Source organism: Microbacterium sp. SS28 (assembly GCF_022761035.1).
GTDB lineage: Bacteria > Actinomycetota > Actinomycetes > Actinomycetales > Microbacteriaceae > Microbacterium.
Map to the genome: position 1 here is coordinate 562,992 of NZ_JAKWJP010000002.1, position 15,557 is coordinate 578,548.

Consider the following 15,557-nt stretch of genomic DNA (forward strand, 5'->3'; position numbering starts at 1 on the left):
CGCGCGAGCCGCGACGGATGCCGCGGTGCGGTCCTCGTCGTCAGTCGAGGACTTCGGTGCCTCCGGAGCCCACGACGTGGACCCGGACGTTGTTGGTCGAGCCCGCGATTCCCGGAGGGGCTCCCGCGGTCACGAGGACGGTGTCGCCCTTCCGCGCCAGCTCCGCCTCCAGCAGCGTGTCGTCGAGGATCGTCATGAGCTCGTCGGTCGTCGCCCCGCGCTCGACGAGGAACGTCTCGACGCCCCAGAGCAGCGCGCTGCGCGAGCGCGTCTCCGCCAGGTCTGTGAAGGCGATGATGGGCACGCGATGGCGCAGTCGCGACATCCGTCGTGCCGAATCCCCCGACTGGCTGAACACGCACACGTACTTCGCGTCGACGAAGTCCGCGACGCTCGCGGCCGCGAGGGTCAGCGCACCGCCCTGCGTGCGGGGCTTCGTGCCGAGCGGCGGGATGCGCTCGAGGCCGTGGTCCTCGGTCGACTCGACGATGCGGGCCATCGTCTCGACCACCACGACGGGATACTTCCCGACGCTCGTCTCGCCCGACAGCATGACGGCGTCCGCCCCGTCGAGCACGGCGTTGGCGACGTCGGATGTCTCGGCGCGCGTCGGGACGGGGCTCTCGATCATCGACTCGAGCATCTGCGTCGCGACGATGACGGGCTTGGCCCACCGGCGGCACAGTTCGACGGCGCGCTTCTGCACGATCGGCACCGCCTCGAGCGGAAGCTCGACGCCGAGATCGCCGCGCGCGACCATGACGCCGTCGAACGCGTCGATGATGTCCTGGAGCCGGTCGACGGCCTCGGGCTTCTCGATCTTCGCGATGATCGGGATGCGGCGCCCCTCTTCCGCCATGATGACGCGGGCGCGCTGGACGTCCTTCGGGTCGCGCACGAACGACAGCGCGATGAGGTCCGCTCCGAGGCGGAGCGCCCAGCGCAGGTCGGCCTCGTCCTTCTCGCTGAGCGCGGGCGCGCTCACGGCGACGCCCGGCAGGTTCAGTCCCTTGTTGTTCGAGACGGCGCCGCCGACGACGACCTCCGTGCGCACGCGCACGCCGTCCGTCTCGAGGACGCGCAGGCGCACCTTCCCGTCGTCGACCAGGATCGTGTCGCCTTCGACGACGTCCTGCGCGAGCTGGGGGAACGTCGTGCCGACGAGTTCCTTCGTCCCCGGGACATCCTCCGTCGTGATCGTGAAGATGTCCCCCGGCGCGAGCACGTGCGGGCCGTCGGCGAAGCGCGCGAGCCGGATCTTGGGCCCCTGCAGGTCCACGAGCACTCCGACGGCGCGGCCCGTCGCGTCGCTCGCGCGGCGCACGTTGGCGTACGCGAGCTCGTGCTCGGCGTACTCGCCGTGGCTGCGGTTGATCCGGGCGACGTCGAGCCCGGCCCGCACGAGCGCTTCGATGGTCTCGTAAGCGGCGGTGGCGGGGCCCAGAGTGGCGACGATCTTTGCGCGGCGCACGATGGCGCTCCCTTCTTCGAGGACCGCCAGTCTCGCCCGCCCGCGCGTCGGGGCGGTTTCCCCCCGGTAACGCTTCGGTGTCGCTCGATCTCACAGCGCAGCGGAGGCCTCCGTGAGCGAAACGTTCGCTCGGAGTAATGGAAGTCCGCCGGGCGACGAAACACCCCGCTTCTAGCGTGTTGGGCATCCAGAGCCCGCTTCGCAGATCGGAGACGTCATGACCGAGGCATCACCCCGAGGCGCGAGGTCCGTCGCAGGACGAGCCGTCGACAACCCGAAACAATCCGCTGACAGCGGCGCAACATCGGCCGCGTACGGTGTCGCCATGACCAGCATCCCCGCAGCAGGCTCCCACGTCGTGGTGGTCGGTGCGGGCATGGTCGCCCACCGCTTCGTCGACAGCCTCCTCAGCCGTGCCGAGGACGACCTGCGCGTCACGGTGATCGGCGAGGAGCCGCGGCATCCGTACGACCGTGTCGGGCTCACGGGATTCTTCGCGGGGGCGTCACCCGACGACCTCACGCTCGATCGCGACGTGCTCGACGATGCGCGCGTCACGTTCCTCCGCGGCGACGCCGTGACCCGCATCGACCGCGCGGGCCGCGCGGTCAAGACGGCGAGCGGCCGCGTCGTCGCGTACGACCGGCTCGTTCTCGCGACGGGTTCATACGCGGCGAAGCTCGCGGTCGACGGCTTCGGGCACGAGGGATGCTTCGTCTACCGCACGCTCGATGACGTCGAGCGGCTGCGCTCGTTCGTCGAGGCCCGCTCGCGCGAGCTCGGGCGCCCCCTCACCGGCATGGTGATCGGCGGGGGACTGCTCGGCCTCGAGGCCGCCGGTGCGCTGCAGGGGCTCGACGTGTCGTGCACCGTCGTCCAGTCCTCCGAGCGGCTCATGTCGGCGCAGCTCGACCTCCCCGGCGGCAACGCCCTCCGCCGCCTCATCGAGGCGCGCGGCATCAAGGTCAAGACGGGCGCCATCACGACGCGTCTCGACGCCGACCGCGGCGGGCGGGTCGTGGGCCTCGAGTTCCGCGACGGCGACTACGCGCCAGCCGACGTCGTCGTCTTCACGGTCGGCGTGCGTCCGCGCGACGAGCTCGCCCGCGAGGCGTCGCTCGACGTGCACCCGCGCGGCGGCGTGCTCATCGACGCGGGCTGCCAGACCTCCGACCCGCACATCCTCGCCGTCGGCGAGGTCGCCAACTTCGACGGCCTGGCCGTGGGCCTCGTCGCACCCGGCTACGCGATGGCCGAGGTCGCCGCGACGCGCCTGCTCGGCGGCGACGCATCCTTCCCCGGCTACGACCTCTCGACCAAGCTCAAGCTCTCGGGCGTCGACGTCGCGAGCTTCGGCGACGCGTTCGCCGAGACCCCCGGTGCGCTCGACGTCGTCTACGTCGACCCCGTCGCGGGCGTCTACAAGAAGCTCGTCCTCTCGGACGACGCCAAGACGCTCCTCGGCGGCATCCTCGTCGGCGACGCGTCGGCGTACGGATCGCTGCGTCCCCTCGTCGGCGGCGCGCTCGGCGGCGACCCGGCCGCCTACCTCATGCCCGAGGGCGGCGTCGCCGCCCCGACGGGCGAGCTGCCCGACGAGGCGCTCGTGTGCTCGTGCAACAGCGTCACGGCGGGCGCGATCCGCACCGCCGTCCACGACGAGGGCTGCACCGACGTCACGAGCATCAAGGCCTGCACGAAGGCCGGAGCCGCGTGCGGGTCGTGCGTCATGATGGTCAAGAAGATCGTCGGCACGGAGCTCGCGAAGTCGGGAGCCGCGCTCAGCAACGCCCTGTGCGAGCACTTCGAGATGTCGCGCCGGCAGCTGTTCGACGCCGTCCGCGTCTCGGGACTCACGACCTTCAGCTCGGTCATCGAGCGGTTCGGCGTCGGCCGCGGCTGCGACATCTGCAAGCCCGCGCTCGCGAGCATCCTGTCGACCCTCGTCGGCAAGCACGTGCTCGAGGGCGAGAACGCGACGCTGCAGGACACGAACGACCACGTCATGGCGAACCTGCAGAAGGACGGCAGCTACTCGGTCGTCCCGCGCATCCCGGGCGGCGAGATCACCCCCGAGGGTCTGCTCGTCATCGGCCAGGTCGCCCAGGATTTCAACCTCTACACGAAGATCACCGGCGGCCAGCGGATCGACCTGTTCGGCGCGCGGCTCGAGCAGCTCCCCCAGATCTGGAAGCGCCTCGTCGACGCGGGCTTCGAGTCGGGTCACGCGTACGGGAAGTCGCTGCGCACCGTCAAGTCGTGCGTCGGGTCGACGTGGTGCCGCTACGGCGTGCAGGACTCGGTCGGCATGGCCGTGCAGCTCGAGCTGCGCTATCGGGGCCTGCGCTCGCCGCACAAGATCAAGCTCGGCGTCTCGGGCTGCGCGCGCGAATGCGCCGAGGCTCGCGGCAAGGACGTCGGCGTGATCGCGACCGAGGCCGGCTGGAACATGTACATCGGCGGCAACGGCGGCTTCACGCCGCGCCACGCCGTGCTCTTCGCCGAGGGGTTGAGCGACGAAGCGCTGCTCACGGCGATCGACCGCTTCCTGATGTACTACATCTTCACGGCCGACCGCCTGCAGCGCACGGCGCCGTGGTTCGAAGACCTCGACGGCGGCATCGAGGGCCTGCGCTCCGTCATCTTCGATGACAGCCTCGGCATCTGCGCCGACCTCGACGCAGCGATCGCGACCCACATCGACGGGTACGAGGACGAATGGAAGGCGACGATCGAGGACCCCGAGAAGGTCCGCCGGTTCGCGTCGTTCGTCAACGCCCCCACGACCCCTGACCCCTCCCTCGCCTATACCGTCGAGCGCGGCCAGCCGCGCCCCGCGACGGTCGACGAGCGCGAAGGCGGCCGGGTCCTTATCGCCGGAACGACACTGGAGGTGCGCCGATGACACTCGCCGACACGGAACGCGCGCTGATCGGCCCCACGCCCACTCCGGACGGCGCTGACGCGCCGTCCGGAGCCTCCGGGCGCGTGGACCCGACCGCCACCTGGGTGCTGATCTGCGCGGTCTCCGACCTCGAAGTCGAGCGGGGGCGCGCCGCGCTCCTGGGCGACGACCAGGTCGCGCTCTTCCTGACGCACGAGGGGCGCGTCTTCGCGGTCTCCAACCTCGACCCCTACAGCGGTGCGCACGTCATCTCGCGCGGCATCGTCGGGACGAAGCAGGATGCCCCGACCGTCGCATCGCCCATGTACAAGCAGGTGTTCGACCTGCGCACCGGTGCGTGCCTCGACACCCAGGGCAAGGACGCGAAGTCCCTCGCCGTGTGGCCCGTCGCGGTGCGCGACGGCGACGTCTACCTCAAGGCCGGCGCGCAGTCATGACCACGATGCTCGGAGTCGCGCTGACGGGTCGCGAGGTGCTGCTGGTCGGCGCGGGCCCCGTCGCGGCGCGGCGGCTGCACCGCTTCCTGGAGGACGGCGCGCGCGTGCGCATCGTGGCGCCGGAGCTCTGCGACGACGTCCGCGACCTCGTCGAGCGGCACGACCTCGAGTGGACGCCCCGCGCCGCACTCGACTCCGACATCGACGGCGCATGGCTCGTCCACACGGCGACGGGCGACCCGCGCGCGGACGCCGCGATCGCCGCCGCGTGCGAGCAGCGCCGGGTCTTCTGCGTCAACGCGTCGGACGGCGCGCACGGCTCGGCCCGCCTGGCCGCCGAAACGCGCTCGGGCGATGTCGTCGTCGGCGTCGTCTCGGACGCCGGCGTCGACCCGCGGCGCGCGGGGCGGCTGCGGGATGCCGTCGCCACGCTCCTGCGCGAGGGCCGGCTCCCCCTCCGCCGCCGTCGCGCGACGGTCTCCGGCCGCGTCGACCTCGTCGGCGGCGGCCCCGGCCCCACCGACCTCATGACGATCCGCGGCCGGCGACTGCTCGCCGAGGCCGATGTCGTCGTGGCCGACCGTCTCGGCCCCACCGACGTCCTGGACGACCTCGACCCGGATGTCGAGGTCATCGACGTCGGCAAGCGGCCTGGACACCACCCGGTCCCGCAGGACGAGATCAACCGGATCCTCGTCGAGCACGCCCGCGCCGGCAAACGCGTCGTGCGGCTCAAGGGCGGCGACCCGTTCGTGTACGGCCGCGGCGGCGAAGAGGTCGCGGCATGCCTCGCCGCCGGCATCGCGGTCGACGTCGTCCCCGGGCTCACGAGCGTCGTGTCGGTCCCGCAGTCCGCCGGCATCCCCGTGACGCACCGCGGTGTCGCCGCGGGCCTCCACGTCATCAACGGCCAGGCTGAGACGACCGCCTCGGCCGCGGCCGTCCTGGCCGACCCCGCCGTCACGACCGTCGTCCTGATGGGCGTCGCGGGCCTCCCGCGCCTCGTCGAGACGGCGCTCGCCGCAGGCGCGCCGAACCAGCGTCCCGTCGCGATCGTCGAGAACGGGCACACGCCGCGTCAGCGGACGACCCGCACGACCCTCGGAAGCGCCGTGGCGGATGCCGCGGCCGCGGGTGTGAGCAATCCCGCCGTCATCGTCATCGGCGACGTCGCCGCGGCCGATCTGCTGCTGCCCGAACGGGTGCGGACGGGTGACGCCGCACGGTGACCGAACTGCCCCCTCGCCCCACCCTGTCGTCCGCTCTGGACGGCTGCACCATCGTCATCGCCGTCGACCGCCGCTCGGGAGAGCTCGCCGCCGCCCTCGAGCGCCACGGAGCGACGGTGCGACACGCGCCGGCGCTCACGATCGTGCCCCACATCGACGACGAAGCGCTCATCGCCCGCACCCGCGAGCTGATCGCGCATCCGCCCGAGGTCGTCGTCGCGACGACCGGCGTCGGCTTCCGCGGCTGGATGGAGGCTGCCGACGAGGCAGGCCTCCTCGACGACCTGCACGCCGCCTTCGCGGGCGCCCAGATCATCGCGCGCGGCCCGAAGGCGCGCGGCGCGATCCAGCAGGCGGGACTCACGGCCGACTGGGTCGCCGAGTCCGAGACCTCGGCCGAGCTCGGCGAGTACCTCGTCGCCGAGGGCGTCGCGGGCCGGCGGATCGCCGTCCAACACCACGGCTCGGGCGCCGACGGGCTCGACGAGCTTTTCGAGGGCGAAGGCGCCGACGTCGTGAGCCTCACGGTGTACCGCTGGGGACCCCCGCCGGATGCCGAAGCCGTGCGCCGCTCCGTCCTCGCGACGGGAGCCGGCGAAGTCGACGCCGTCCTCTTCACCTCCGCGCCGGGCGCCGAGGAATGGGTCGCTGCGGCGCGCCGGGAAGGCGTCCTCGAAGACATCCGCGCACTCGCACAGGACGAGCGCGTCCTGATGGCGGCCGTCGGACCGATCACGGCAGGACCCCTCGACCGCGCGGGCCTCGTGCCGCTCGTCGCCGACCGGGGCCGCCTCGGATCACTCGTCCGCGCCGTCGTGACGCACTTCGGCGGCGGTCGGGCCCCTTCGCTCGACACCTCGGCCGGTCGCATCGAGCTGCGCAGCTCCGGCGCCGTGCTCGACGGACGCTTCATCCCGCTCTCGCGCACGGGCGCCGATCTCCTCGGCGTCCTCTTCGACGCGGGCGGCTCGGTCGTCTCACGTCAGGCGCTGCAGGGTGCACTCCCCCGCTCGGGGGACAACACGCACGCCGTCGAGATGGCCGTCGCGCGCGTGCGCGAGGCACTCGGCATCCCGGATCTCATCAAGACCGTCGTCAAGCGCGGCTATCGCCTCAACGTGCTCGAGCCCGTCGGCGCGGACTGACGCGCCGCCTGCTGCAGCGGGACGGCCGCGCGAAAGGATGCGCCCGCTCGAACCGGTGCGCCCGCTAAAGCAGGTCCGGGCGGCGCTCGCGCGTGCGCTCGAGGCTCTGCGCGCGGCGCCACTCGGCGATCGCGCCGTGGTTGCCGCTCAGCAGGATCGCGGGCACCTCGAGTTCGCGCCACACCGGCGGCTTCGTGTAGCTCGGGTACTCCAGCATCCCGTCCTCGTGCGATTCCTCGACGAGACTCTCGGGGTTGCCGACGACGCCGGGCACGAGCCGCGAGACGGCCTCGATCATCGCCATCGCAGCGACCTCTCCCCCGTTGAGGACGTAGTCGCCGAGACTCACCGAGCGCACCCGCCCTCGGCTCGCGTAATGGTCGATGACGCGCTGGTCGATGCCCTCGTAGCGCCCGCACGCGAAGACGAGCTGCTGCTCCAGCGCGAACTCCCTCGCGAGACGCTGCGTGAAGAGCTCTCCGGCCGGTGACGGCACGATGAGCAGCGCATCCTCCGACAGCACTCCGTCGAGCGCCTCACCCCACGGCTCGGGCTTCATGACCATGCCCGCGCCGCCGCCGTAGGGCGTGTCGTCGACGGTGCGATGGCGATCGTGGGTCGAGTCCCGCAGATCGTGCACCCGTAGATCCAGGATGCCGCGTCCCCGCGCCTTCCCGATGAGCGAGACGTCGAGCACATCGAAGAAGGCGGGGAAGATCGTCACGATGTCGATGCGCACGGCTTCGAGTCTAAGCAGGAGGGCGTGTTTCGCGTCTGTGACGAAGGCCTAACCCGCGGTCGCGGCACGGCGTGACGGACATGTGATGAAGAGGTAACCGGACGGGCAGGAGCGCGGAAACACGCGGTCCCTAGCTTGTAGTCACACCCTCCCGAAGGAGATGCGATGACATCGACCGTGACACCCACCGTCGGCGCAGACGCCGCCGCCACCGGCTCCACCTCCGTAACACTCACCCGCCGCCCCGGTCGCTGGATCGACGGCTGGAATCCCGAGGACTCCGCCTTCTGGCAGTCCGAGGGACGCCCGATCGCCCGCCGCAATCTCGGCTGGTCGATCTTCGCCGAGTTCCTCGGCTTCATCATCTGGCAGCTCTGGAGCATCGTCGTCGTGATGCTGCCGGCCGGCGGATTCACCTTCACGAGCTCCGAGGCCTTCTGGCTCATCTCGCTGCCGAGTCTCGTCGGCGCCACGATGCGGTTCCCGTACACCTTCGCCGTCGCGAAGTTCGGCGGCCGCAACTGGACGATGATCTCGGCGGGCCTGCTGCTCATCCCCGCGATCCTCCTCGGCATCGTGGTGGGCAACCCCGAGACGCCGTTCGGCGTCATGCTCGCGGTCGCGGCGCTCGCCGGCTTCGGCGGCGGCAATTTCGCGAGCTCCATGGCGAACATCACCTACTTCTTCCCGCAGAAGGAGAAGGGCTGGGCGCTCGGGCTCAACGCCGCCGGCGGCAACATCGGCACGGCGGTCGCGCAGTTCGCCGTCCCGATCGTCGTCACGATCGGCGCCGCTGCGACCCTCAACCTCTCGCTCGCGGGCTGGATGTGGGTGCCGTTCATCCTCCTGGCGATCTGGGGCGCATGGCGCTACATGGACAACCTCGGCAACGCGAAGGCCGACGTCGCGGGTTCCGCGGCGGCGCTGCGCGAACCGCACCTGTGGATCATGGCGCTGCTCTACATCGGCACGTTCGGCTCGTTCATCGGCTTCGCGAGCGTCTTCCCGAAGCTCATCGCCGACCAGTTCCCCGAGTACTCGACCATCCAGGTCGGAGGGGCCGCGATCACGCTCGCGTTCCTCGGCGCGCTCGTCGGCTCCCTCGCCCGTCCCTACGGCGGAAAGCTCGCCGACAGGATCGGCGGCGCCCGCGTCACGGTCGGCGCGTTCTCGGTCATGGCGCTCGGCGCGTTCGCCGTCATCGGGACGATGCAGCTGCAGAACTTCTGGGTCTTCCTCGCGTGCTTCCTCGTGCTGTTCGCGGCGACGGGAGTCGGCAACGGCTCCACCTACCGCATGATCCCGAGCATCTTCGCAGCTCGCGGCATCGCGACCGGGGCACTGCCGGGGACCCCCGCAGGCACCAAGATCCAGCGCAAGGCGGCCGCTTCGCTCGGCCTCATCTCGGCGATCGGCGCGTACGGCGGGTTCGTGATCCCGCAGGTGCTCAACCTCTCGCAGACGACGACCGGCGCCTACACGGCGGCCTTCTACGGCTTCATCGGAGCGTATGTCGTGCTCATGCTCGTGACGATCCTCGTCTACATCGTGCCGCGCAAGTCGCTCGCCGGGCAGCGCATCTGACCGTCTGAACGAAGAAGCGGGCCGCATCCTCCGGGGTGCGGCCCGCTTCTTCGTGTGCAGGGCGGTGCGGCGTTCGGGATGCCGCGCGCGAAGCTCTCCGCCGGGCATGAGTTCGGCAATGCTTCGGGATGCCGCCACGGCGCCGCACGCCCCGTACCTGCCGAGCTCGGTTCGGGATGCCGCGCCGAGGTCGCACGCCGGGCGCCGGCACCCCGCCGCAATGTCGGAGATCTGCGCAGCGCAGGGTGTCCGTGGCAGGGGTGCTCCGACGAAACGGCGATCTGCGGCGCTGTGGCGCGCGAGAACGGTGCGGACGGGCCGGGCGCGCGGCTCAGTACACGTCGCGGACGTAGCGCTTCTGCGCGACGAGGCTCTTCTTGAACTCGACGGCGTCCTCCTCCGACAGCCCGCCGTGGCGGCGGGCGATGGTCGTGAGGGTGTCGTCGACGTCCTGGGCCATGCGGCTCGCATCGCCGCACACGTAGAAGTGCGCGCCGTCCTGCAGCCAGCGCCAGAGCTCGACGCCGTGCTCCAGCATCCGGTCCTGCACGTAGATCTTCTGCCGCTGATCGCGCGAGAACGCGACGTCGAGGCGGGTGAGGAAGCCGTCCTCGTGCATCGCGGTCAGCTCGTCGCGGTAGTAGAAGTCGGTCTCCTCGTGCTGCTCTCCGAAGAAGAGCCAGTTGCGGCCCGTGTGGCCGTCGGCGCGACGATCGTGCAGGAAGCCGCGGAACGGCGCGATGCCCGTGCCGGGACCGACCATGATCATGGGCGCATCGGAGGCAGTGGGCGGCCGGAAGTGCGACGACTTCTGCAGGTACACGGGTGCCGGCGACTCGGCTCCCGCGTCGGCGAGGAACGTCGAGCACACACCGCCCCGGCGCAGGCCCGTCTCGGTCTCGAATCGCACGACCGAGACGGTCAGCTGCACTTCGCGGGGGCTCGTCTTGGGGCTCGACGAGATCGAGTACTGGCGAGGCTGAAGGCGCTTGAGCACCGAGACCCATTCGTCCGCGTCGGCCCGCACCGGGAACTCGCGCAGGACGTCGACGGCCTGCATGCTCCACAGGTACTGCTCGAGCTTGGCCTTGTTCTCGCGGCGCAGCAGCCCCGCGAGCCGCGAGTCCGCGCTGCGCTCGGCCACGAACGTCAGCAGATCGGACGACACCTTCGTGATGTCGAGGTGCGCCTCGAGGGCGTCGTCGAGGAAGCGCTCCTCGCCCTCGAGCTCGATGACGGTGCGCGGGGCGAGTCCCGTCGCGTCGAGCCACTCGGCGACGACGACGGGAGAGTTGACGGCGACGACGCCGAGCGAGTCGCCGGCCTCGTACGTGACGCCCGCGTGCGAGAGGTCGAAGCCGAACTGGCGGACCTCCTTCGCCGACCCCGCGCCGCTCAGGAGCGTGTTGGTGACGAGCTCGGCCCGCACGGGGTTGGTGCGCGTGAAGAGTCGGCGCGTCGCGGGTGCCGCCGGCAGGGCCACCGGCTCAGCCGATGCGTCGAGCTTCGCGATGATCTGCTCGAGCCACGCCGCGGCGGGCTCGGCGTAGTCGGGCTCGCAGTCGACGCGCGGCAGGAGCGCCGTCCCTCCGAGGTCGCCGAGGCGCGTGTCGATGCCCCGGCCGTGGCCGCAGAAGTCGTCGTAGCTCGGGTCGCCGATCGCGAAGACGGCGTAGTCGAGCCCGTCGAGCGCGGGCACGTCGTCGCCGTTCAGGCGGTCCCACAGGTCCGCGGCGTTGTCGGGCGGACCGCCGTCGCCGAACGTCGAGGTGACGACGAGCAGCCGGCGCACCGCGGCGAGCTCCGCGACCGACATGTCGATCATGTTGACGGCACGGGCCGGGATGCCGCGGGCCGTCAAGGTCGCGACCGAGACGGCCGCGAGATCCTCGGCGTTGCCCGTCTGCGACCCCCAGAGCACCGTCACCTCAGCCTGCGCGGCGTCCCCGCCCGTCGAGGTCGCAGCGCCAGGCGCCGCGAGGGCCGTGCGCGAGTAGAGCCCCGCGAGGATCCCGTCGAACCACGCGCGCTGCAGCTCCCGCAGCGGCGCCGCGGCGGGCAGCAGCGGCACGGTGCCGGTCGCGACGGGAGCCGTCTCGAGCGCTGAGAGGAAGCCCGAGACGTAGGCGCCCTCGGTCTCGCTGAGCGCGGGCGTGGGCGAGCCGTCGAGGCCGGCCTGCGCGAGCACACCGCGCACGGCGGCGGGCTGCGGCATCCCGCTCTCCGTGTCCTCTTCGACGCGGGAAGCGGGCCCGACGCGCCGCAGCGCGACGGCGGCGAACTTGAACTCCGGCTGCAGCGACGCCTGGTCGACGGCGTCGCTCGTGACGGCGTTGACGGTGAGGTACTCGCCCTGCTCGTCGTTCCAGTGGAACGGTGCGAAACACCCGCCCGGCTGGACGCGGTCGGTGACGACGGCGGGCAGCACGACCCGGCCGCGCCGCGACGAGATCTCCACCTCGTCCCCTTCGGCGATCCCCTGCGCCTCGGCGTCGAGCGGGTGGATCTCGACGAACGGCTTCGGGTTGAGCTTGACGAGCTTGCCGACCTTGCCCGTCTTGGTCATCGTGTGCCACTGGTGCTGAAGACGCCCCGTGTTGAGGATCCACGGGTAGTCGTCGTCGGGCAGCTCGTGCGGGCCGAGATGCGGACGCGCGAAGAACTGGGCGCGGCGTGACGGCGTCGCGAACGCGAGTCGCGGCGTCGCGCCGTCGACCTCACGGTGCAGCGACTGGCTCACGCCGTCGTTGACGTAGCGGATCGGATGCCGGTCCTCGGCGTCGCCGGGAGGCGCGGGCCACTGCACGGGCCCGACGCGCAGCCGATCGTACGAGACTCCCCGGATGTCCCAGCCCGTCTGCGGATTCCAGAACCGGCGGATCTCGTCGAAGACCTCTTCGCTGCTCTCGAACGAGAAGCCCTCCTCGTAGCCCATCGCCTGCGCGACGCGGCAGATCGTGAGCCAGTCGGGCAGGGCGTCGCCGGGCGCCTCGGTCGCCTGCGGGACGAGCGTCATCGTGCGGTCGCTGTTGACCATGACGCCCTCCGCCTCGACCCACAGCGTCGCGGGCAGCAGGATGTCGGCGTACGCATTGGTCGCGGTGTCGGTGAAGACGTCCTGGGCGATCACGAGCTCGGCGGCCTCGAGCCCCGCGATGACGTTCCTGCGGTTCGCGACGGAGGCGACGGGGTTCGTGCAGATGATCCAGGCGGCCTTGATCTCGCCCGCCGCCATCGAGCGGTACATGTCGACAGTCCCGGTGCCCGCCTCGGCCCGGATCGCCCCGGGCTCGAGCCCCCACACCTCCTCGACGAAGGCGCGGTCGGCGGGGCTGAAGACGGCGCGCTGGCCGGGCAGCCCTGGTCCCATGTAGCCCATCTCGCGGCCGCCCATGGCGTTGGGCTGACCCGTGAGGGAGAAGGGACCGCTGCCCGGACGGCAGATCGCGCCCGTCGCGAGATGCAGGTTGCAGATCGCATTGGTGTGCCACGTGCCCTGCGTGGACTGGTTGAGCCCCATCGTCCACAGCGTCATCCACTCGCCGGCCTCGGCGATCCAACGGGCCGCCGTGCGGATGTCGTCCTCGGGCAGCCCCGTGACCTCCGCGACGCGCGCGGGCGGGTACTCGGCGAGGAACTCGCGCATGCCCTCCCATCCGTCGGTGTGCGCCGCGATGAACTCCTCGTCGATCGCGCCGTCTTCGACGAGCAGATGCAGGATGCCGTTGAGCAGCGCGAGGTCCGTGCCGGGCGCGATCGGCAGGTAGAGATCGGCGCGGTCGGCGGTGGCCGTGCGCCGCGGATCGACGACGATGAGCTTCGCGCCCTGCTTGAGCCGGTCGGCCATGCGCAGGAAGAGGATCGGGTGGCAGTCGGCCATGTTCGAGCCGATGACGAAGAACAGATCGGCGCGGTCGAGGTCTTCGTACGAGCCGGGAGGACCGTCCGCGCCGAGCGACTGCTTGTAGCCGGTCCCCGCCGAGGCCATGCAGAGCCGCGAGTTCGACTCGATGTGGAGGCCCCGCAGGTAGCCCTTCACGAGCTTGTTCGAGAGGTACTGGGCCTCGATCGACATCTGCCCCGAGACGTACACCGCCACGGCGTCGGGTCCGTTCTCGTCGACGATCGCGCGCAGGCGGGCGCCCGCCTCGGCGATCGCGGTGTCGAGCGGTGCGGGAACGGCCGTCTCGCCGCGCGCGGGGCGGATGAACGCCGTCGACATGCGCCCGGGGGCGTGCATGAGGTCGACGTGCGTCGCGCCCTTCGTGCACAGGCGGCCCGCGTTGGCGGGGTGGAGCCGGTCGCCGACGGTCTTCGAGACGCGCGTGCCGTCCGGCCCGTCGGCGGTCGAGACCGCGATGCCGCAGCCCACTCCGCAGTACGAGCACACGGCACGCAGGTCGGTGGCGGGCGCGTCGGGTCGCGTCACAGCCGGATCCGCGAGGAGGCTCATGCTCCGATGATCCCGGACGCATGTTCCGCGACTGGTCCTGGCGTGTTACCGCTCGATCACAGCAGACTCACGCTCTCCTGGGAGGAGGTGTGAGCGGCGGGGCGGGTCAGTCGCCTTCGACGGGCTCCGTCGGCGCGTCATCCGATCCGGGCAGCTCTTCGAAGAGCCCCGCGGGCGGCGTCACGACGACGCGGCCGGCGGCGATGTCGACCTCGGGCACGATCGCCTTGACGAACGGCACGAGCACCTCGGTGTCATCGGCGGGAGTCCGCACGATGAGCAGGTCCTGCGCGGGGAAGTGATCGACGCGGATGACGCGTCCCACGACCTCGCCGTCGCGGACGACGTCGAGGCCCACGAGCTGGTGGTCGTACCAGGCGTCGTCCTCGTCGGACACGGCCGCGGCATCCTGATCGATCCAGAGGATCGCGCGGATCAGGCCCTCGGCGGCATCCCGGTCATCGACGCCCTCGAAGAAGGCGACGGGGTGGCTGTTCATCCAGCGGAACTCGCGGACGGTCAGCGGCTTGCCGTGCCAGGGCGAGGCCTCGGGCACCTGCAGGGTGAACGTCGCCCCGGGCACGAAGCGGCCCTCGGGGTCGTCGGTGTACAGCTCGAGCTTGATTGCGCCCTTGAGCCCGTGCGCCTTCACGAGGCGGCCGACGCGCAGCTGCGCCTTGGCGGCCTTCGAAGCGCGCGTCGTGTCGTTCGCCGTCTCCTCCGCGGAGTCCGGCGTCACGTCGTCGGACACGTCAGTCGTCCGCGACGTCGACGCGCACGCGGCGGCCGTCGGCGAGCGCGGAGATGAGCGTGCGCAGGGCCTTGGCCGTGCGTCCGCCGCGCCCGATCACGCGACCACGGTCGTCGGGGTGCACGTGCACCTCGAGGACGTCACCGCGAGGCGACGTGGAAGAGTGGATGCGGACGTCGTCCGGGTGATCGACGATCCCCTTGACGACGTGCTCGAGCGCGGCGGCCAGCACGGAATTACTCGGCGTCTTCGGCCGGAGCGGCCTCGGCCTCGTCAGCCGAAGCCTCGGCGACGGGCTCTTCGGCCTTCTTCTCGGCCTTGGGCTTGACGACCGACTTCTTGGCGGCGTCGACCTCGAAGTCGACCTTGGTCTCCTTCGTGCGAACGGTCGAGACGGCGTCGGCGTCGCCCTGGAACTTGCCCCAGTCGCCCGTGAGCTTGAGGATGGCGGCGACCTGCTCGGTCGGCTGCGCGCCGACGCTCAGCCAGTACTGCGCACGCTCGGAGTCGACCTCGATGAACGAGGGCTCCTCGGTGGGGTGGTACTTGCCGATCTCCTCGATGACACGACCATCGCGCTTGGTGCGCGAGTCGGCGACGACGATGCGGTAGTACGGCGCGCGGATCTTGCCCAGGCGCTTGAGACGAATCTTGACAGCCACGATTCTCCTGAATGTGTGGGAAGTGAACGAACCGGTCGCCTGGAGCGTGGGGTGCACACCCGGCGGAAGCTCAAAGAGTGGACCTCGCCTCTGGATAGAGGGTCGAGAAGCTGGTCCGACCCACAATTATCCCATACCGCGGGCGGCACCGCGAACACCGCCGCCCCGGGCGCATTGCGTC

Annotated in this window: 11 protein-coding genes; 5 read left to right on the forward strand and 6 right to left on the reverse strand. The window is 71.2% G+C overall.

Features of this window, described 5'->3' with window-relative positions:
• Window positions 1-40: 40 nt before the first annotated feature.
• Window positions 41-1,471: a pyruvate kinase gene (pyk, locus tag MJ607_RS07995; RefSeq protein WP_243075032.1), complete on the reverse strand. Its 1,431-nt coding sequence runs from the start codon at window positions 1,469-1,471 to the stop codon at window positions 41-43.
• A gap of 325 nt (window positions 1,472-1,796) precedes the next feature.
• Between pyk and nirB the strand changes: the two genes are divergently transcribed.
• Genes nirB through MJ607_RS08015 form a run of 4 tightly spaced genes read left to right on the forward strand, consistent with a single transcriptional unit; the run spans window position 1,797 to window position 7,187 of the window.
• Window positions 1,797-4,376: a nitrite reductase large subunit NirB gene (gene nirB / locus MJ607_RS08000; RefSeq protein WP_243075033.1), complete on the forward strand. Its 2,580-nt coding sequence runs from the start codon at window positions 1,797-1,799 to the stop codon at window positions 4,374-4,376.
• A complete protein-coding gene (nirD, locus tag MJ607_RS08005; RefSeq protein WP_243075034.1) occupies window positions 4,373-4,813 on the forward strand; it encodes a nitrite reductase small subunit NirD in 441 nt (146 codons plus the stop codon). Before nirB ends, nirD begins: the two co-directional genes overlap by 4 nt.
• The gene (gene cobA / locus MJ607_RS08010; RefSeq protein ID WP_243075035.1) at window positions 4,810-6,042 is read left to right on the forward strand and encodes a uroporphyrinogen-III C-methyltransferase; all 1,233 of its coding nucleotides are present in this window, start codon (window positions 4,810-4,812) and stop codon (window positions 6,040-6,042) included. Before nirD ends, cobA begins: the two co-directional genes overlap by 4 nt.
• Window positions 6,039-7,187 carry a uroporphyrinogen-III synthase gene (locus MJ607_RS08015; protein ID WP_243075036.1) on the forward strand — a complete coding sequence of 383 codons (1,149 nt, stop codon included), beginning with the start codon at window positions 6,039-6,041 and terminating at the stop codon, window positions 7,185-7,187. The genes cobA and MJ607_RS08015 overlap by 4 nt, the downstream gene beginning before the upstream one ends.
• A gap of 64 nt (window positions 7,188-7,251) precedes the next feature.
• Here the strand turns inward: MJ607_RS08015 and trmD are convergent, their stop codons facing one another.
• Window positions 7,252-7,926: a tRNA (guanosine(37)-N1)-methyltransferase TrmD gene (gene trmD / locus MJ607_RS08020; protein WP_243075037.1), complete on the reverse strand. Its 675-nt coding sequence runs from the start codon at window positions 7,924-7,926 to the stop codon at window positions 7,252-7,254.
• 165 nt (window positions 7,927-8,091) lie between these two features.
• Between trmD and MJ607_RS08025 the strand changes: the two genes are divergently transcribed.
• Window positions 8,092-9,510: an MFS transporter gene (locus MJ607_RS08025; RefSeq protein WP_243075038.1), complete on the forward strand. Its 1,419-nt coding sequence runs from the start codon at window positions 8,092-8,094 to the stop codon at window positions 9,508-9,510.
• Between the two features lie 331 nt (window positions 9,511-9,841).
• Here the strand turns inward: MJ607_RS08025 and MJ607_RS08030 are convergent, their stop codons facing one another.
• The 4 genes from MJ607_RS08030 to rpsP form a co-directional block, all read right to left on the reverse strand.
• Window positions 9,842-13,963, reverse strand: coding sequence for a bifunctional nitrate reductase/sulfite reductase flavoprotein subunit alpha (locus MJ607_RS08030; RefSeq protein ID WP_243075039.1), 4,122 nt, complete (start codon window positions 13,961-13,963; stop codon window positions 9,842-9,844).
• 106 nt (window positions 13,964-14,069) lie between these two features.
• On the reverse strand, window positions 14,070-14,633 hold the full coding sequence (gene rimM / locus MJ607_RS08035) for a ribosome maturation factor RimM (protein WP_243075283.1): 564 nt from the start codon (window positions 14,631-14,633) through the stop codon (window positions 14,070-14,072).
• Between the two features lie 82 nt (window positions 14,634-14,715).
• Window positions 14,716-14,946, reverse strand: coding sequence for an RNA-binding protein (locus tag MJ607_RS08040; protein WP_243075040.1), 231 nt, complete (start codon window positions 14,944-14,946; stop codon window positions 14,716-14,718).
• Between the two features lie 4 nt (window positions 14,947-14,950).
• Window positions 14,951-15,376 carry a 30S ribosomal protein S16 gene (gene rpsP / locus MJ607_RS08045; RefSeq protein WP_243075041.1) on the reverse strand — a complete coding sequence of 142 codons (426 nt, stop codon included), beginning with the start codon at window positions 15,374-15,376 and terminating at the stop codon, window positions 14,951-14,953.
• Window positions 15,377-15,557 lie beyond the last annotated feature (181 nt).